An 18,282-nucleotide genomic window follows, 5' to 3' on the forward strand; every position below is an offset into this window, starting at 1 on the left:
CGTAATTACGAGATATTAAATACTCTTACCTAGATAAAAACATCCATGACAAGGGGCCAGTTGGCAGATCAAGAAGCCGGATAAATTTATCACGAACGAATATTCATTTTGACCTAACTCAAGTTAAAACTAGAGGCTGCTGCCTATAGTGGCCCGGCCTGGCTCGCCCTTGATGGTTTTGATTATTTTTCCGGTCCCGCCATGTTTTCTTTACCGATTACGCTTTCCCATACTCATAGCCCACCGTATAAACGACAAATTGCACGTCAAATCGAAACCCTGATCTGTTCGGGACGTTTGCAAGAAGGCAATCGCCTGCCTTCAATCAACCGAATGGCGTCTCTGCTGCAGGTTTCCAAAAATACGATCATGGGTGCCTATGACTTGCTGATCGACTCCAATCTGATTCATAGCGAACCTAGCCGGGGATTCTTTGTGGCTACACCTACCCGCAATGGTCGCAGTCGCCTGGCACCGGATTTTGTGCTGGAGACGGCCCACTGTTCACGCAGCCCACGTACCAGCACGGCACAGGCCAGCGGCGTGCATGTGCCTGCTGCCAGCGTGCCCGTTCGTTTTGATTTCAAGATTGGACGCCCCTCGGTCCATGCTTTTCCGCTGCGACAGTTCATTTATTTGTCCAACCAGTTGCTGCGTTACGCAGGCTCTGCCATGGCAGACTATCCACCGCCTGAAGGTCTATGGGGTTTGCGGCTGCAAATTGCGGATTATCTGGCGGCCAGCAAGGGCATACTGGCTGACCCGGAGCACATCATCATCACTGCAGGAACACAGGAGTCCTTGAGTCTGATCGCAGCTCATTTCCTGGACGAAAAAAGCTGTGCAGTGCATGAGTCGCCCGGCTACAACGGCTTCAGACATTTGCTGGCGCGGCACCGCGCACAAAGTATTCCCGTGCCTGTAGACCAGCACGGTTTGCGCACAGACAAACTGCCCGACAAGGCTGTTCAGTTGGCTTTCGTCACGCCCTCCCATCAGTACCCTTTGGGGCACACCTTGACGGTAAGTCGCAGACAGGAGCTACTGGCTTGGGCCAGTACCAGTGGCGCTTTGATTATTGAGGACGATTATGACGGGGACTTCTGTTATGGCCCGGCCTTGCCCGCGCCACTCAAGGCCATGAGCCCCGGGCAGGTGATTTATCTGGGGTCGTTTTCCAAAACCTTGGGCCCTGGTTTGCGCTTGGGCTATATGGTCTGTCCTCCCCACCTGAGCCAGGATTTTATTGCTCGCAAGGCCTTGCTCAACAACGGGTCACCTTGGCTAACACAAGCCGTGTTGGCACGTTTTTTTGATGAGTATGACTATCCACGGCACCTGCAATACTTGCGCCGCCGTTATCTGGAGCAACGCAATACGCTGCTGCAGGGACTGAAAAAAGTGTGGGGAAATACGGGCGTAGTCAGCGGACACAATGCTGGAATGCATCTGGCTTTTTGCCTGCCACAACAAAGCCCAAATGCCCACCACGTTGCCGCTGCGGCACTGCGCCATGGCATACGGCTCTACCCTTTGGCACAGGCCGCCAGCCAGGAAACAGACAGCACGAATCCACGCCATCTGCTGTTTGGCTATGCGAATCTGGAATGCAGGGAATTGCAGCAAGCAATGCAGCATCTAGCCCTGATACAGCCCAGGCTGAACCATGGCTAGATGTGCGAAGAGCTTAGGACTGGGCCAGCGCCTGATCAAAGTCCGAGGTCAGATCGATAATCTCTTCGATACCTACGGAGATGCGCAACTGATTGTCGGCAATGCCCATCAGAGCGCGCTGCTCAGGGCCCATCTCGTAGTAGATGGTGTGGGCCACGGGCAGCACCAGACTGCGGTTGTCACCCAAGTGCGTAGCCAGTACAAAGACTTTCAGGCGATTCAGGAAGTCGAAGATTTCAATGCCCTCTTCCAGCACTACGCTCATCAGGCCACCGAAGCGATTGCCGAACAATTGAGCCGTACGCTCGTGCTGCGGGTGATCTTCCAGGCCGGGATACTGCACGTGCTTGACCTTGGGATGCGCTTTCAAATGGCGCGCCAAGGCCAGGGCGTTGGAACAGATACGCTCCATACGCAAAGGCAAGGTTTCCGAACCGACGGCCAGGCGGTGAGCCACGTCAGACGACAAGGTGCCGCCCATATCGCGCAAGCCCTTTTTCCGAATCTGTACCAAACCCCAATTCTGCGTATTGCCCGTGCGGTAGACCTCGGCAATATTGGGGTAGGTCGTCCAGTCAAACAGGCCGGTATCCGTCACCATGCCACCCAAGGCATTACCGTGACCACCAATGTGTTTGGACAGGGAATTGACCACCAGAGAGGCCTTGAACTCACGGCCGGGCGACAGGTAAGGCGAGGACAAGGTGGCATCGACCACATACAACAGCCCCTCGTCCTGACACCATTGCCCCACCCCTTGCAGATCAGCTACCTGTGTACCGGGATTGGCAATGGTCTCAACAAAGACCATGCGGGTATTGGGCTGCCGTGCGGCTTGCACTTGGGCCAGATCGGTTGCATCCACCAGCGTGGTTTGTACACCCAGGTCGCGCAAAGTCCCCAGCAAGCTATTGGTATTACCGAACAGGAATTTGCTGGCAATCAGATGATCGCCCTGGCGCAGCAAGGTAAACAAGGTTGCTGTCAGCGCCGCCATACCTGTGGCAAAACTGACGCTGCCTATGCCTTTTTCCATGCGTGTAATCTTGGCTTCCAACGCCGCCGTGGTGGGCGTACCTTGACGGGAATAGGTAAAGCCGGACTTGCCCTGAAAGACCGCAGCCAGCTCACGCGCATCCTGAAAACCGAACTCGGTCGATGGGTGCAATGGCTGATGGATAGCGCCATGTTGCGTGCCCAAGCGACGGTCAGAGTGCAAGGTAGAGGTAATAAAGCCGTTTTCTTCCATGATCGTTTCCAAGCCCATAATGCGTGTACACACCGTCAGCGCCGATTGGGTTTTGCCCGGCTGACGGCCAATTACCTATTATCTGGTGAAGCGGCGGATGAAACCCGCCGTTTTTTATACAAATAAGTAATTAAGCAAGTAACAAGACTTAAAAGAAATTAAGACTGGCTACGTTGACGCAAGGTTTCGTACAAGCAAACCGCACTGGCGACGCTAACGTTCAGGCTTTCTACTGCGCCCATCATGGGGATGGAAACCAGCTCGTCGCAGGTTTCACGAGTCAGACGGCGCATGCCCTCGCCCTCGGCACCCATTACCCAGGCCATGGGACGGCGGGCATCGACCTGGTGGAAGGTATGCGTGGCCTGGTCGCTGGTGCCAACCAACCAGACATCACGCTCGCGCAGCATACGCATGGTACGGGCCAGGTTCGTTACCGTAATGTAAGGCGTAGACTCTGCACCGCCGCAAGCCACGCGTGATACGGTGGCATTCAGACCCACAGCGCGGTCACGAGGCGCAATTACGGCGTGGGCACCTGCCGCATTGGCGCTACGCAAGCAGGCCCCCAGATTGTGGGGGTCTGTCACTCCATCCAGAATCAACAGAAAAGGAACCTGACCGGCCTCTTCCAGATCGTCCAGCAATTCATTGACATCGACAGCCAGTTCTTGCTCCAGAGCCAATGCCACCACGCCCTGATGGCGCGTGCCTTTGGCCAGACCATCCAGACGCTCGACCGGCACAGCCATGACTTTCAAGCCAGCCTGTTCTACCTGTTCGATAAAAGCCAGCATCCGTTTATCGCGCCGGGTCTGATCCACATAGACCTCGCGCACCGAAGCAGCGCTAAAACGAACTCGGGCAATAACGGCATGAAAACCGGCCAAAACCTGCTGAGGCATAACAATCCTTGGGGGAAATAAGAGCAAATAAAGAAAGCCGGGCAAAAAGCCCGGCTTGGCATTGTACGCCTATCGACGGCGTCCTCTAGGGCTACGCGTGGATTTCGCAGACTTGGCTGCCTTCTCCGCACTGCGCTTTTCATCCCGCTCAGCCTGTTTTTGCGAAGCACGTCGTTGGGATGCCGTGGTGCCCTTCAAGGCCAGCGGTTTGGTTGGAGCCGCTTTCTTGATGGGACGCTCGGATGGATCACCCCCTTCAGCTGCCGCCTTCACCGCCTTGTAGCCCACGCCTTTAACCAGACGGAACTCAATACGGCGCGCTTCCAGATCAACACGAGCAACCTGGACTTGCACCGCGTCGGTCAGGCGATAACGCAGACCGGTGCGCTCACCACGCAGCTCGTTCGAAGTTTCGTTGTACTGGAAGTAATCCGCACCCAGCTCGGAGACATGGACCAGACCCTCCACATACAAGGTATCCAGCGTCACAAACAGACCGAAGCTGGTCACGCCGCTGATCTTGCCGGAGTATTCCTCGCCCACGTGCTCTTTAACAAACCAGCACTTGAGCCAGGCTTCCACATCTTTGGAAGCCTCATCAGCACGACGCTCGCGCGCCGACAACAAGGCACCCAATTTTTCCCAACGTGCAAAGTCACGCTTGCTGGCTGGCAAGGCGGCATCGCCCGGATCCTCGTCGATAGCCGGAATGTAGCGCTCGCCCTTCAAAATACCCTTGATGACACGGTGCACCAGCAAATCCGGGTAACGTCTAATCGGCGAGGTGAAGTGCGCGTATTGCGAATAGGCCAGACCGAAGTGCCCCGTTTTTTCCGGGCTATAAATAGCCTGCTGCATGGACCGCAAACACATGGTCTGAATGACGGCAAAGTCAGAACGGCCACGAGCCGCAGCCACGACTTTGGCGTAATCAGCAGAAGTAGGCTCGTCGCCTCCTTCCAGCGTCAAACCTAAACTGCGCAAATACTCACGCAAGGCTTCCAGCTTGGGCGGCGTTGGGCCTTCGTGCACGCGGTATAAACCGTTGCGACGGCTGCGAGCAATAAAGTCGGCAGCACAGGTATTGGCTGCCAACATGCACTCTTCAATCAGCTTGTGCGCGTCATTACGGACCAAGGGCTCAATACGTTCGATACGACCCAAGGGGTTGCACACAATCTTGGTTTCAACCGTATCGAAATCAATCGCACCACGGGCGGTACGGCGCTCGGCCAGCAAGCGGTACAGAGAGTACAGGTTCTGCACAGGCTCCAGCACATGCTGAATCTGGGTGGCCGCCGGGCCAGTGGGCTGCTGCAAGGCGCTCCAGATATCGGAATATGTCGTGCGTGCATGTGAATGAATGACCGCTTCATAAAACTGGTAGGCCGACACAGTGCCGGATTTGGCACCATCGGCCAACACGACCATATCGCACACCATGACCAGACGGTCTACCGACGGGTTCAGAGAACAAATCCCGTTGGACAGGCTTTCTGGCAGCATGGGGATCACGCGGCGCGGGAAATACACACTGGTGCCACGCTCCAGAGCGTCTTCATCCAGGGCATCGCCAGAGCGCACGTAATGGCTGACGTCGGCAATCGCAACCAGCAAACGCCATGCCCAGCGCGAGCGCTTGCCCGTGCCGATATCAACGCGTTCGCAGTACACCGCGTCATCAAAGTCTCGTGCGTCTTCACCGTCAATCGTGATGAAAGGCACATCGCGCAAATCTACGCGGCCTTTGTATTCCGATGGTTTGACCTTGGCGGGAATGCGCGCAGCCTGCTTGAGCGCCTTCTCGGAAAAATCGACCGGCACTTCAAACTTGCGCACGGCAATCTCGATTTCCATGCCGGGATCGTCAATTTCCCCCAGCACTTCAATCACACGCCCCAAAGGCTGACGATGGCGCTCGGGCTGCTGAGTAATCTCTACCGTCACAACCTGACCGGGCTCGGCCTCGCCCTGGTCTCCGTTGGGAATCAGGATGTCGTGCTTGATACGTTGATCTTCGGGCACCACGATGAACGTGCCACGTTCCCGCAGGAAACGGCCCACCAGCTTGCTGGTGTGGCGCGCAGTAACTTCGACGATCGAGGCATCTGGCTTGCCGCGGTATTCACCGACGATACGCACCATAACGTGGTCGCCGTGCAACACTTTGGCCATTTCTCGAGGCGACAAGAACAGATCGGGCTGCCCATCGTCGCGCTGCAAGAAACCAAAGCCGTCGCGATGGCCCAACACTTTGCCGGCGATAAAACCAGTTTGGTTGTTTTTGCGAATTTTGCCTTCGGGGGAAATCAGCAGCTGACCATCGCGCTCCATTGCGCGCACACGCCGCTCGAAACCCACCGTAATTTCTTTGCCCAGGCCCAGCTTTTTCGCCAGAGCCTGCATGGTCAGGCCGTCTGCATCTTCGCGCAGCCCCGCCAGGATCACTTCCCGCGTCGGGGTATCCGGGTCGAAGTCAGGCGGCAACTCATAACGGCCCGTTGATTGAATACGGTCCTCAGTACTGTCTTGATGTTTTTTATTCAAAAGGACACTTCCATTATTAATAAAGTATGCCTATAATCCTTTTTCTTTGCTGCTCACGCAGCAAGGTCGTTAAAGGCTTTTGGCACAGCCATAAGCATACAACGATATGCCCAGGTGGCGGAATTGGTAGACGCGCATGGTTCAGGTCCATGTGCCTTCGGGTGTGGAGGTTCGAGTCCTCTTCTGGGCACCAAATTCCAAAAAAGCCGATCATCGCAAGATGGTCGGCTTTTTGCTTTCCAGCCCAGAAAGTCAGGTGCTTGAGCACCTGACGTGGGGGCGAGAAAGGTCGGGCATGCAAGCCCAACCGGGGTCGCGCCCGTGTGACCGAGTCCTCTTCTGGGCACCAAAATTCCGAAAGGCCGATCATTTCTCAATGGTCGGCCTTTTTTATTTTGTTGCTCCATAAATTTATTATCCTTCAGCATCAATCCGATTACGTCTGACTGTGGCAGAAAACGAGCAGCAATACGACCCCCTTCTTTTTTAAACACAGCCATTTCCACATAAAGAATCACTACCGCATGATCGGCTGCTTTCTTTACAAGCCTGTGAATACCCCTTGAAGCAAGCACCTGGGCAGCCAAGGCAACACACTCAAAGCAAAACACCGCCTGCCCTGCTTTGTACAACCATAAAAAAACCGACTGTGTTTCTACAGTCGGTTTTCAGTCTCAGGATGCAGTAGGTTTAACCGCCGCAGCCACCGCAACATGCACCATCTTCACCATGCGCAGGTTTGGCGATTTGATAGCCGGCCCGCTCGACCGCAGCATGCAGATCTTCCAGCGAGACCTGGGTTTCATCAAAACGAACCGACGCCTTTGCGTTTTCGAACGAGGCATCTGCCGCTTGTACGCCTTCAATAGCCGCCAAGGCAATAGCCACTTTATCGGCGCATTCAGGGTGTCGCAAACCCGCCAGTTTCAGCATTCCAACTTGCATTTTTTATCCCTTTAACATGAGGTGAGGCAGTTGATGAAATCGCCACCGCCCATAAAGATATATATTAAATACATCTTATAGATACGGCAAGTGACGGGAAACCACCATAGAAAAAACCCGGCTTGTCCGCTCATGCGCAGACGAACCAGGCCGAAGGGAGATTGTGCTTTTTCTTATTTCATGCCCAGCTTGCGACTGACTGCCAACAAGGCCACGATGCTCAAGGCTGCCGCCATAATCAGGTAATAGCTGGGCGCCACGGGCGAGCCAGTCCAGGAGATCAGCCCTGTAGCGATAACCGGAGCAAAGCCGCCGAAGACCGTCACGCCAATGTTGTAGCTCAGGGACATGCCGGTTACGCGGGTACGCACTGGGAAGACATCAGCCATCAGGCCCGCCAAGGGGGCGAAGTAAATGGATTTGAGCAGTGCCATCAGCCCCACCACCAGAATCAAGGCCGTCTGTGTTGCTACGGTGTTCAGCCAGATGAAGGACGGGAAAATCACAATGGCATACACGATCGCCGCAAACAGCATGATCTTGATGCGGCTGATCTTGCCGGCCACATACCCCACCAGCGGCGTGGCAAAGGTCAGGATCAAGCCACCTGTCAGTGTCGCCAGAAAACCGGCGGACTGCGGAATGTGCAAGGTGGTCGCGGCATAAGACGGCATGTACTTGATGATGAAGTTCGAGGCCGTAGACACAATCAGCGTCCCCATGGCGATCAGCAACAAGGTTTTCTGCGACGTCAGCACCTCACGCAAAGGCTGACTGCCCGGCTCGCTTTCCTTGAAGTCCGGCGACTCGTCCACTGTCTTGCGGATGTAGTAACCCACTGGCCCCAGCAGCAAGCCAAAGATGAATGGGGTACGCCAGCCCCAATCCAGCATTTGCTGCTCATTAAGATTGGAGGTCAGCACGTAGCCAAACAAGGAGGCCAGCACCACACCAAAACCCTGGCTGGCAAACTGCAAGCTGGCCACAAAAGTACGGGTGCTTTTAGGAGCATGCTCCATCATGAAGGCCGTGGAGCTACCGAACTCGCCCCCGGCCGAGAAGCCTTGAATCAGACGCGCAATCAAGATCCCGATAGGAGCTATGACGCCAGCCGTGGCATAACTGGGCATGCAGGCAATCATCAAAGTACCGATCAGCATCAGGATGATGGACAGCGACAAGGCCTTTTTACGGCCATGCGTATCCGCATAAGAACCGATGACGGCCGCCCCGATAGGTCGGATCAAGAATGAAATGCCAAAGGTGGCAAAGGCCAGCACCAGCGAGACGGTGGGGTCCGTGGTGGGAAAGAACACATGGCTGATTGTCAGCGCAAAGTAGGCGTAAACGGAAAGGTCGAACCATTCCAGCGTGTTGCCTACCAATGATGCCGCAACCGGCTTCCAGAAAGAGCGCGGCGTGGAGCCTGTCGCTGCCTGTGTATGTTCCATCGTGTGTATCCTCCTTTTTCCTGTTGTTCTGTGGGCAGCACGCTGCCGCTTTTTTTACGTGTTTCTGGCCAACTCGCCCAGTTCCCAGAAAATGCTGGTCATGATGTCCAGGCCTTCCTGAATGACGGGTGCCAGCATGTGTTCATTCGGAGCATGCTGAGAGCAACCAGGATAGGAATGCGGCACCCAAATGGTGGGCAGGCCCAGCACGTCCGCAAAAATATCGTTGGGGACAGTGCCGGCCAGATTCGGAATCAGTGCAATCTTTTGGGAGCTCACCTTGCTGACCGCATCTTTGACCACAGCAATCCAGTGATTCCCCAGATCCAGGCGCGTGGCGGGTGTAATACGGTCCACATGAATATGTACCTGTTCAAAACCATGCGCATCCAGATGCTGACGCAAGGCAGTTTCCAGCCTCTCCCATTGGGTTCCCAGCACAAAGCGCAGATTGCAGAAAGCCTTGGCTCGTGGAGGGATGGCATTCACCGGCTTTTGAGGGTTACCTGAATCCAGTGCCAGCACTTCCAGCGTGTTCCAGCCAAACAAGCGCTCGCCATAACTCAAACCAGGTTCGCCCCAGTTTTCATTCAGAGCCTGCCCCAAAGTGTGTTGACCAATTTGCAGATCAGCGATGGCGGCGCGCACATCCTGCGGGATGTCCCCGGGCGTCAGGTCACGACACAGCAGCTTGCCCTTGCCATCGACCAGACAGGCCAAGGCATTAGCCAGCACAATGGCTGGGTTCTCCATCACTCCGCCCCAATTGCCCGAATGCAGGCCGCTTTCTCGGGACACCACTTCCAAAGAAAACAAGGCGGTGCCACGCGAGCCTAAAAACAAGGTGGGTTGAGCGGCATTCAAGCGGGGGCCGTCCGATGCCAGAAATACATCTGCCGACAGCAGATCCGCTTGCTCTTCGCAGAACTCACGCAGGCCCACTGAGCCACGTTCCTCGCCCGTCTCGAAAATAGCTTTCAGGTTGAAACCCAAGCGCCCTTCACGTGCCTGAATCACCTGCTCCAGCGCCACCAGATTGATACTGTGCTGCCCCTTGTTGTCCGCTGTTCCGCGCCCGTACCAGCGATCCTCTTCGATCTGCAAAGACCAGGGAGACAGGCCATCACGCCATTGCAAATCATGCCCCGGCACAACATCGCCATGTCCGTAAGTCAGGACCGTGGGCAAGTCGTCCGACTCGTGACGATGAGCCACCAGAATCGGACCCGCTCCTTTGGGGTTGGCCATGATGCGAACCGAGAAACCCAGCTTGATCAGGCTGGGACTTAATTCCTGCTCCAGATACTGAAGCAGCTGATCGGCCTTTTCTGCTGTCTGGCTGTCGCTTTCAATGGCTACACGTCGGCGCAGCTCCGCTTCAAAACGCCCATCGGCCAGATAGGCACGCACATTGGCTAATGCTTCGCTTTTTCCCATTCGTTTGTCGTTCTGTCATTGATATAGAAAGTGGGACTATAAAATCTGGCTTTCCTTCTGTATATTTCTATCTTTCGAAGCTAATAAGCTAATTTTTAGAACCCTGAGAATAAGCTTTCACCAGCCTCGGCAACACCAAGGTGGACATGGACTACAAATACTTTCTGGCCGTTATGGAGACAGGCTCCCTGGCTGCTGCCAGCGCACGGCTGTACATCGCCCCCAGTGCCATCAGTCGGCAAATTGCCTTGATGGAAGAAGCAGTAGGAGTCAGCCTGTTTGAACGCAGACGACGCGGCATGGTGCTGACCGCCGCCGGGCAAGCCCTGGCCGACCATGCCTTGCGGGTACGTCTGGAAGAAGAAGCCATTTTGCAAAGCCTGCGCACCAAGGACTATGCGCAAGCCCATATGATCCGGGTAGCTGCTACGGAAGGTTTGTCGCGCTACTTTCTGCCTGGTGTAATGGCGGATCTTTCGGCTCGTATGCCGCAGACCCAGTTTGTATTGAGGGTAGGCTCACCCACGGATTGTCTGGATCAAGTGAAAAATGGCGATGTAGATATTGCGGTAGTTTTCAGCACCGCGCCCGTGCCGGATGTGAAGGTGAACCACAGTTGTCGCTCCCCTCTTTTTGCCATCATGCGGCCTGAACACCCATTGGCAAAGGCTGCAAGCCTGTCACTGAAGGAGTTGCAGGCCTATCCCATTGTGATGCCGAGCGAAGAATCGACTCAAAAGCAGCTTTTCAACCATGTGTGTCAGATGGAAAAGCTGCGCTTTCATGAGGTCTTTACCTGCAACTACTCGGGGGCGCTGCATGAGTATGTGCGCCAGACAGAAGCGATTGCCTTGGGCGCACTCATCAGTCATCGGAGCAGTCGGGACAATGGCCTGCAAGCTGTGCCGGTACACGACCCCCGCCTGGAACGAGATATACAGGTGCTGAGCATGGCAAAGCGCGTGTTGCCTGACAGCGTGCAGGAGTTCATGCAGATGCTGGTGCAGGAGCTGCAAGAAAGCCAGGTCGAACAAGCCTGAGCAGGCGTAGTAGCCAAAACAAAAAGCCGATCATCTTGCGATGATCGGCTTTTTGAGGAATTTATGGTGCCCAGGAGAGGACTCGAACCTCCACACCCGAAGGCACATGGACCTGAACCATGCGCGTCTACCAATTCCGCCACCTGGGCTCTGACTGCTGGATTTGTTTTTCAACTCGTCTCTGCAAGACAGAAGAGAACTATAACATGATTTTGAAAGAGTGCAAACTAATTCTGCTTTTTTTCATGCCTGACAGAAATAAGCGCAGCCCTTGCACTTCATAAGAATCGCTTTTATGCTTATTGCTATATCAAGAGTTGGGGCAACCCATGCCAACCTGTGTACCCGCACAAGGTGGATTCAAGATATGGCCATCTGGCAATCAATGGGATCATCAAGACACGAACCCGCTGCCAGCGGGTTTTTTTATGCTTGGTCGTTTCCAGGCAAAGGGTCCTTTAATCCAACTTGCTCACCCGGAAGTCCCTTCCAAGAGCTAAACAGGAGTGTTTCATGTCTGCACCGTTTTGCTACCATCTGACTTTAGAGCAGCACCACTACCGCATTGTCCTGCACCCCGGTTGTTCCCGGCTGGCTGTAGTGTGCGAAGCACATGCTGACAAGGTCGGAGATTACGAGCCGCGCTGGCTGGGTTCCAGTTGCCGCGGTGGCTATTGGGCCCGCTTCCAGCACGATATTGACAGCACCTTGTTGCTGAACATGGATGCCATTGCCCGTCTGATTGACGAACACCGTCTGGCTCATCCCAATACGGTGCTGGATACAGATTTACAGCCCGTGTTGAACGTGGGCGGACGCTTGCGCGCCCAGCCCTACTCTCAGCAAAAAGCCGCTTAGTCCAAGCGTGGGGCGTCGTCGCCCTGATCACCTTGACGCCAGTAGCTGCTGGCCCGAATCGCGCCTTTATCCAGGCCGCGTTCTTGCACCCAGTACTCGCGCAGGCTTTGAGCGATGGAATATTCTGCGGCGACCCACACATAGCCGGTGCCGCTCAACTCGGGTGCGGCACGCAATGCGTCCAGAATGCCATTCAAACCGGCCAGCGAAGGAATCCAGTTCACCGTGACATGGTCCGGTGCCTCCATCGCACCGACTGTCAGCAGATTACGTGCCAATACGTAAACCTGCACCTTCACATTGGAAGGCAGTTCTTTCACTCGTCGCGCCATGGCAGGCACAGCGGTTTCGTCGCCAATCAGGATTTGCCAATCCAGGTCCTTGCTGACCAGGAAGGAGCCACGCGGGCCGGCCACACCCAGCTTGTCGCCCTCTTTAGCTTGCATGGCCCATTGGCATGCAGGGCCTTCACCGTGGACCACAAAATCAATATCCATCTCCTTTTCCTGCTCGCGGAACTCGCGAGGAGTGTAGTCGCGGATAGGTGGCTTTTCCTGACCGGCGGCAAAGACCATGCCACGCTCGCCCATTTGAGGCAGTCGCAATTCTTTAGTGACAGGGTCCGGGAAAATCAGTTTGACGTGGTCATCAAAACCAGGGGTATAAAAACCTTCCAGATCCGAGCCTTCCAGGGTGATGCGCACCATATCAGGCCCCAGTTCGCGCCGCTTTTTTACGGTCAGCAAACGCAACTTCAAGGTATGAGCAACTTTCTGCGTTAATTGTTCAGACTGCATTCTTAAGACTCCTTGGGCAAGTTCCGTATGTCAGCGATAGCTTTTTCCAAAATGGCCACCACCTCTGCCTGTCGTTCCAGACTGGCTGTCGATTGTTCAAACATGGCCTGCTTCAGGCTGTGGCGTACCTGGACAAACTCCGGCAACCAACCTGTTTGTTCCTGCGCGGCCTTCAAATCCTCGTCGCTATTGTGTTCGGCCAGCATCTGCCGTATCCACACCAGCTTGCGCCCGCGATAGGTCAGGGACTGCATCAGGTAATCGCACTTTTCTTTTTGCTCTTCCAGATACGTGTGCCCTTCCTTGGTCAGGCTGTACATCTTGCGACGGCCTTCTTCTTCAATCAGCACCCAGCCTTGCGTGGCGCAATACGCCAGGGCGGGATAGACCGCACCAGCGCTGGGAACATAGCTGTTCTGGCTAAGCTGCGCAAAACGGCGTATCAACTGATACCCGTGAGTACTGCCCTCTTTGAGCAGAGCCATCAGCATGAGCTGCATGGCCCGAGCAGAGTATTTTCGGCCTTGGCCCATATCCAGCAGCATCCGCTCGACATCCATTGTGTTGAATTTCATGTCCATACTCTTATGCTATATCACATGACACACTATAATGATAATGAGAATGCCAATCAACTAGAAATTGAAATTAAATTTATTGAGTGAAAAATGCTTGCTTTCCCAAGGAAACTCACTCTATAATTGAATGCTTGAGACAGGCAGCAGCCTTGATCAAAAGCCCAGGTGGCGGAATTGGTAGACGCGCATGGTTCAGGTCCATGTGCCTTCGGGTGTGGAGGTTCGAGTCCTCTCCTGGGCACCACAAATTCCTCAAAAAGCCGATCATCGCAAGATGGTCGGCTTTTTGTTTTTTCTGTCTGAAAGCAAGCAGCTTGAATCCCTGTTTGAAGACGAGGAAGTCAGATACGTAGATCCAATCAGTGTTGATATGACCGGGCCTCTCTTCCAGAAGGACGACCTTCCGAAAAATCAAACTCCTTTTGGACTGAAGGTAGACGTATTCAAAACACCTCCCTGACTTACCGAAGAACAATCAGCCATAAAAAAAGCCGAAACAGCATGAGCACTGTTTCGGCTTTTTTGATTCTGGCGGTCTTACAGCAAGCTATTTCGTTGTCCCGCCCTCTTTACCATCACTCCAAGGCGCGATGACGACGCTGCCAGAAAGGCTGCGCCGCGTAGCGTTGCTCCATGCCATACAAAGCATGCTGCGAATTCAGGTGACGCACCAAACCTAACAAATAGTCCTTTTCGTAAGCACGCGCCGGCTCGGGATTGCCTTTTGTCAGAGCTACAGCAGCCTGTGCCGATTGTGATCCGCTCCACAAGGCCGTTGCCAGGCCATTGGCGGCCAGGGGGTCCATGGCCGCGCCTGCATCACCGGCACGCAAGATGCGGCCTTCCACGAAGTAAGACACGGTGCAGCTAGCGGCAGCGCTGACTTTAGGAGCGTGATCAGCCATCTGACTATCCAAGCCCAGGCTTTCCATACGCACTCGTGCCGCATCGGCACAGCCCAGCAAACCGGCCCAGACCGAACCATCTCGACTCAAACCATCGGGCAAAAGATCCGAGTCCGAAAACAAGGCCACCATCAAGCGATGACCCGGCATGGGGGACAAGTACCACCACCCCAACTCGACGGCTTCTACCAGGGAAGCAGCCAAGGGTTCTGCCCCTTCAGGCAGGTCAAAGACGTGCCAGGCAGCGACCAGTCTATCCAGACGATGACGCTGGGCGGCCGCTCCGGCGGACAAGGCTGCACGACCAGTACAGTCGATTAAAGCAGCAGCTTCCAGGCTGGTACCGTCTGCCAGCCTGGCAACCACACCTTCAGGCTGGTGCTCCAGGCCCAGAACTCGTGTCTGGCGAATACTGACCTTCGCTTCTTTTTGCACGCGCTCAAACAACGCCTGCTCCAGACGGGCCTTGTCCAGCAGGTAGCCCTGCCCGTCTTCATCCTGCACGGTGCGCAGTCCTGCGCTACCCCATACCGAAAAACGCCCTTGTGAACGCAAGGCTACCGTCTCATCCAGACAGCCTGCCCAGCCCAGGCTGGTCAAGACCACGGCCCCGCGTTCGGACAAGGTCTCACCAAACGAGGGCTGGGGCTCCTGAGGAGCCACCAGCGTTACTTCCTGACCTTGCATACTCAGGCGACGCGCCGCCGCTAAGCCCGCCACACCGGCGCCAACAACAATAATCATGCCTTCATCCTCAGGTTCCCGTCTGCTTTGTCAGCGGGACAATGTCCATGGAACCGCGTTGTACTTCCACATACAGCTCGGGCGGAACTCCCGCCAGCCCGACTGGCCCCGGACGTTTTACCACGACTCCCATACGGGTCCAAACTTTTGCTGTGGTAGCGCGGACAAGGCCTGCACAGCCTGTTTAATTGTGGAAAAAACGAATCATGTTTTACAAAATGCGCGGCAAGGAAAACAGCATGACCCAGCCTCCCAGGACCAGATACGGACCAAAGTGAATGGCCTGCCCGGCTTGCAAACGCCCACCAAGGCGCAAGACCAGAGCCGCCAGCAAGCCCAATACCGATGCCGCCAGAAGAATTCCCGGCAAGGCGGTGGCCCCCAGCCAGGCGCCCAAAGCAGCCAGCAACTTGAAGTCGCCATAGCCCATGCCTGCACGCCCGGTCAGCAACAAGAACACATGGTTTAACAGCCACAGCAGGCTGTAGCCCAATGCCGCGCCAATCACCGCCAAGGGCAAGCTGCTAAAGGTGTGATCCAGATTGACCAGCAAGCCCAGCCACAGCAAGGGCAAAGTGAGACGATCAGGTAGATAGCCGGTTTCCGCGTCAATCCAGGCCAAGAGAGCAGTACCGGCGATAAACACACAGGCCGCCACTGCTGCAGGCGTCAACTGCCAGCGCCAACCGGCCCATAACATCAGGACCAGGGCCAGACTCTGGCATACCCATCCCCATTGACGATGAGCACGCGGCGAACGCCCGTCCAACTCAGGCTCCAGCTCTACAGGCAGGCTCCAGGACAGGTGTCGGGCTGGCCAGAAAAAACAGACCGCCAAGATCAGAGCAACTCCCATCCCCGCCCAGGCATTGCCCCACGACGTCCACATCATATTGATCCTTCACCAGATTGATAAACGCGCGCTGGCACAAGCTACGCTGCCCAAATCCTAGCAGAGCCTTGCATGCTTTTGATGACGTAAGTATTTTTTGCTCCAGGTAGAGAAAGCCGGACGGTGGCATTTTTTTGTTACCCGAATGACAGACAGAGCCCCACAAGGCTAGGCATAATGCGCTTCAACCCTTTGTTTCGCTTACGGATGAATAAGGAAGCGCTATGAACCACTTTGTGCCCCACGCTGCGCGTACGCCTCGCCTGCGCTTTTTGACCGGCGCCTTGCTCCTGGTCTGGATGGGCTCGGCAGCCAGCACCGCCTGGGCCCAGCAGATCGAGTCCATTACCTTATCCAGTGCCGGTATGGCCGAGATCGAGCGACAAATCCCCGTCTCTGACACCGGTACCGCTCAGTTGCGTGTGCCCCTGACCCAGGTCGATGACATTCTGAAAACCCTGATGGCCGTCGATGGCAAGAACCGCATCGACTCCCTGACCTTGTCGGGTCTGGCCCCACTGAAAGAAAGCTTTGACAGCCTGCCCTTCTCGGCCAAAGACCTGCGCTCGCCCGCCACCCTGGCACAAGCGCTGCGCGGCCAGCAAGTCAGCGCCAGCTCGCAAGGCCGCCTGGTACGGGGTGCCGTCCTGGGGGTGCAAGCCACTGCTGCCACCAAGGAACATCCCGCCCAGGCCATCTTGAGCGTGCTGACAGAACAGGGCCAGATCCAGACCCTGGAATTGGGCCCGGACACCAGCCTGGAAGTACTGGACAAGACCTTGCAACAGCAATTGCAGCAGGCCACCGAAGTGCTGGCCGGTCAAAGCAATCAGCAGTCGCGTGATATTCAACTGGTCTTGAACAAGACCGACGCCAAGACAGCCCGCCTGTCCTACCTGATTCCTGCACCGGTATGGAAAAGCTCCTATCGCCTGATGATGCAGGACGGCAAAGCCCGCCTGCAGGCCTGGGCCATTTTTGAGAACACCAGCGGTGAGGACTGGAAAGATGTGAAGGTCACGCTAAGCTCGGGCTCGCCTGTGATGCTGCGCCAGCGTCTGCTGGAACGTTACTGGAATGAGCGCCCTGAACTGCCGGTGGCGGTAGGCAGCTCCATCGCGCCGCAAGCTGACACCCAGGCTACTGTCAGCGCAAATCACGCCCGTAAAGCAGCAGGTGAGGCCATGCGTGCTCGCATGGCTCCAGCCGCACCCGCTCCCATCATGATGGAAAGCGCCGCCTATGCGGCCGATGGCAACATGGCCAAACAGTGGGCTTCGGGCGGCGCTGGCGCCAGCACCCAGGCACAGGAAGGTCAGACTCAAGTGCGCTTTAGCCTGCCACAAACGCTAAGCGTACCCACCGGCCAGACGGTTTCGGTGCCCTTTATCGACACATCGCTGCAGGCCGAGTCCCTCTCGGTTTACCGCAGCGGCCAAGCTGGCGACTATCCCACAGCCGCCATTTGGGTGAAGAACGAACAGGCCAATAGCCTGCCGCCCGGCATTATTACCGTCTTTAATGAACAGGACGGTCACGTGGGTGATGCAGAGCTGGCCGGTCTGCCTGCTGGCGAGCAGCGTTTGATCTACTTTGCCCAAGACAGCAAAGTTCAAATCCGCGAAGAGCAAACGGATGAATACCGCCTGAGCAAAACCCGTGTGACTGATGGCGTTGCCCGTTCGGAATGGACGCGCTTGCAGAACTTCCGCTACGAGATCAAGGCTCCGGCCGATGAAGATCGCACGGTGCTGATCCAGTTGCCTCGTCAGGATGGCTGGACCTTCAAGTCCGACGCCCATGATAGCGATACCGCCCAGGAGCACCGCCTGAAAGTGAAAGTTGCCAAGGGCAAGACGGTCACCGTCACGGCCCAGCTGAGCCTGCAAGACCATATGGAATTGCGCCTGGAAGAAATCGACGAGAACATGCTGCTGCAGTGGCGTGGAAACGGCCAGGACAGCGCGCAACAAGCCAGGATGGACAAGCTGATCGAGCTGCGTCGTCAGCTAAGTCAGGCCCAGCAAGCGCAGAATCAGGCCGTTGAGGCCCTGAACGAAACCGTCGCTGAACAGGAACGCATCCGCGCCAACCTGGCTGCCGTCAGTGCACAAAGCACCTTGGGTCAGCGTTTCAGCGAGCAACTGGCCCAGCAGGAAGACCAGATTGCCAGCCAGCGCAAAGCCGTTCAGGAACAGCGCGACGCTGTACAGAAGGCCCGTCAGGCTTTTGAGAAAGGTCTGGCCGAACTGGCTTGATC

14 protein-coding genes, 3 tRNA genes and 1 riboswitch are annotated in these 18,282 nt (G+C 55.8%); of the genes, 6 read left to right on the forward strand and 11 right to left on the reverse strand.

The genetic code is table 11. From position 1 onward, the window contains the following. The first annotated feature begins 201 nt into the window (after positions 1-201). Entirely contained in the window at positions 202-1,674 is a 1,473-nt protein-coding gene (gene pdxR, locus OSH04_RS02255) for a MocR-like pyridoxine biosynthesis transcription factor PdxR (RefSeq protein WP_247966709.1), read from the forward strand. A 13-nt stretch (positions 1,675-1,687) separates the two neighbouring features. Here the strand turns inward: pdxR and OSH04_RS02260 are convergent, their stop codons facing one another. The 3 genes from OSH04_RS02260 to rnr form a co-directional block, all read right to left on the reverse strand. Further along, positions 1,688-2,923, reverse strand: a complete 1,236-nt coding sequence (locus OSH04_RS02260; RefSeq protein WP_035272377.1) for a cystathionine gamma-synthase family protein — start codon at positions 2,921-2,923, stop codon at positions 1,688-1,690. Between the two features lie 158 nt (positions 2,924-3,081). Next, the gene (gene rlmB / locus OSH04_RS02265; RefSeq protein WP_035272375.1) at positions 3,082-3,828 is read right to left on the reverse strand and encodes a 23S rRNA (guanosine(2251)-2'-O)-methyltransferase RlmB; all 747 of its coding nucleotides are present in this window, start codon (positions 3,826-3,828) and stop codon (positions 3,082-3,084) included. 69 nt (positions 3,829-3,897) lie between these two features. Then, positions 3,898-6,375 carry a ribonuclease R gene (gene rnr, locus OSH04_RS02270; protein WP_083053400.1) on the reverse strand — a complete coding sequence of 826 codons (2,478 nt, stop codon included), beginning with the start codon at positions 6,373-6,375 and terminating at the stop codon, positions 3,898-3,900. A 108-nt stretch (positions 6,376-6,483) separates the two neighbouring features. Here rnr and OSH04_RS02275 point away from each other — a divergent pair. Continuing rightward, positions 6,484-6,568 (forward strand) — tRNA-Leu (locus OSH04_RS02275). A gap of 497 nt (positions 6,569-7,065) precedes the next feature. Here the strand turns inward: OSH04_RS02275 and OSH04_RS02280 are convergent. From OSH04_RS02280 to OSH04_RS02290, 3 genes are all read right to left on the reverse strand, one after another. Then, the gene (locus tag OSH04_RS02280; RefSeq protein ID WP_031231948.1) at positions 7,066-7,320 is read right to left on the reverse strand and encodes a heavy-metal-associated domain-containing protein; all 255 of its coding nucleotides are present in this window, start codon (positions 7,318-7,320) and stop codon (positions 7,066-7,068) included. A 173-nt stretch (positions 7,321-7,493) separates the two neighbouring features. Next, positions 7,494-8,771 (reverse strand): MFS transporter, encoded by a 1,278-nt coding sequence (locus tag OSH04_RS02285; protein ID WP_221079392.1) that lies wholly within the window; start codon positions 8,769-8,771, stop codon positions 7,494-7,496. 54 nt (positions 8,772-8,825) lie between these two features. Beyond that, positions 8,826-10,208 carry a M20 family metallopeptidase gene (locus tag OSH04_RS02290; protein WP_266107881.1) on the reverse strand — a complete coding sequence of 461 codons (1,383 nt, stop codon included), beginning with the start codon at positions 10,206-10,208 and terminating at the stop codon, positions 8,826-8,828. 146 nt (positions 10,209-10,354) lie between these two features. Between OSH04_RS02290 and OSH04_RS02295 the strand changes: the two genes are divergently transcribed. Next, positions 10,355-11,248, forward strand: a complete 894-nt coding sequence (locus OSH04_RS02295) for a LysR family transcriptional regulator (protein WP_266107882.1) — start codon at positions 10,355-10,357, stop codon at positions 11,246-11,248. Positions 11,249-11,312: 64 nt separating this feature from the next. Here the strand turns inward: OSH04_RS02295 and OSH04_RS02300 are convergent. Further along, positions 11,313-11,397 (reverse strand) — tRNA-Leu (locus OSH04_RS02300). 153 nt (positions 11,398-11,550) lie between these two features. Next, positions 11,551-11,644: riboswitch (SAM-I-IV-variant riboswitch) on the forward strand. A 117-nt stretch (positions 11,645-11,761) separates the two neighbouring features. Here OSH04_RS02300 and OSH04_RS02305 point away from each other — a divergent pair. Next, positions 11,762-12,106 carry a hypothetical protein gene (locus OSH04_RS02305; RefSeq protein WP_083053397.1) on the forward strand — a complete coding sequence of 115 codons (345 nt, stop codon included), beginning with the start codon at positions 11,762-11,764 and terminating at the stop codon, positions 12,104-12,106. On the opposite strand, the gene OSH04_RS02310 is transcribed toward OSH04_RS02305, so the two are convergent. Together OSH04_RS02310 and OSH04_RS02315 are read right to left on the reverse strand one after the other, a co-directional pair. Further along, positions 12,103-12,903 carry a siderophore-interacting protein gene (locus OSH04_RS02310; RefSeq protein ID WP_083053396.1) on the reverse strand — a complete coding sequence of 267 codons (801 nt, stop codon included), beginning with the start codon at positions 12,901-12,903 and terminating at the stop codon, positions 12,103-12,105. The genes OSH04_RS02305 and OSH04_RS02310 overlap by 4 nt on opposite strands. A gap of 2 nt (positions 12,904-12,905) precedes the next feature. Further along, a complete protein-coding gene (locus OSH04_RS02315; RefSeq protein ID WP_022983141.1) occupies positions 12,906-13,478 on the reverse strand; it encodes a PadR family transcriptional regulator in 573 nt (190 codons plus the stop codon). Positions 13,479-13,640: 162 nt separating this feature from the next. On the opposite strand from OSH04_RS02315, the gene OSH04_RS02320 reads away from it, so the two are divergent. Beyond that, positions 13,641-13,725: transfer RNA gene (locus OSH04_RS02320), tRNA-Leu, on the forward strand. Positions 13,726-14,056: 331 nt separating this feature from the next. On the opposite strand, the gene OSH04_RS02325 is transcribed toward OSH04_RS02320, so the two are convergent. Further along, positions 14,057-15,130: an NAD(P)/FAD-dependent oxidoreductase gene (locus tag OSH04_RS02325; protein ID WP_137430241.1), complete on the reverse strand. Its 1,074-nt coding sequence runs from the start codon at positions 15,128-15,130 to the stop codon at positions 14,057-14,059. Positions 15,131-15,341: 211 nt separating this feature from the next. After that, the gene (locus OSH04_RS02330) at positions 15,342-16,022 is read right to left on the reverse strand and encodes a prepilin peptidase (protein ID WP_321387000.1); all 681 of its coding nucleotides are present in this window, start codon (positions 16,020-16,022) and stop codon (positions 15,342-15,344) included. Between the two features lie 224 nt (positions 16,023-16,246). On the opposite strand from OSH04_RS02330, the gene OSH04_RS02335 reads away from it, so the two are divergent. After that, positions 16,247-18,280 (forward strand): DUF4139 domain-containing protein, encoded by a 2,034-nt coding sequence (locus tag OSH04_RS02335; protein ID WP_266107883.1) that lies wholly within the window; start codon positions 16,247-16,249, stop codon positions 18,278-18,280. Positions 18,281-18,282: the final 2 nt, after the last annotated feature.

Source organism: Alcaligenes nematophilus (assembly GCF_026344155.1).
Classification (GTDB): domain Bacteria; phylum Pseudomonadota; class Gammaproteobacteria; order Burkholderiales; family Burkholderiaceae_B; genus Alcaligenes; species Alcaligenes phenolicus.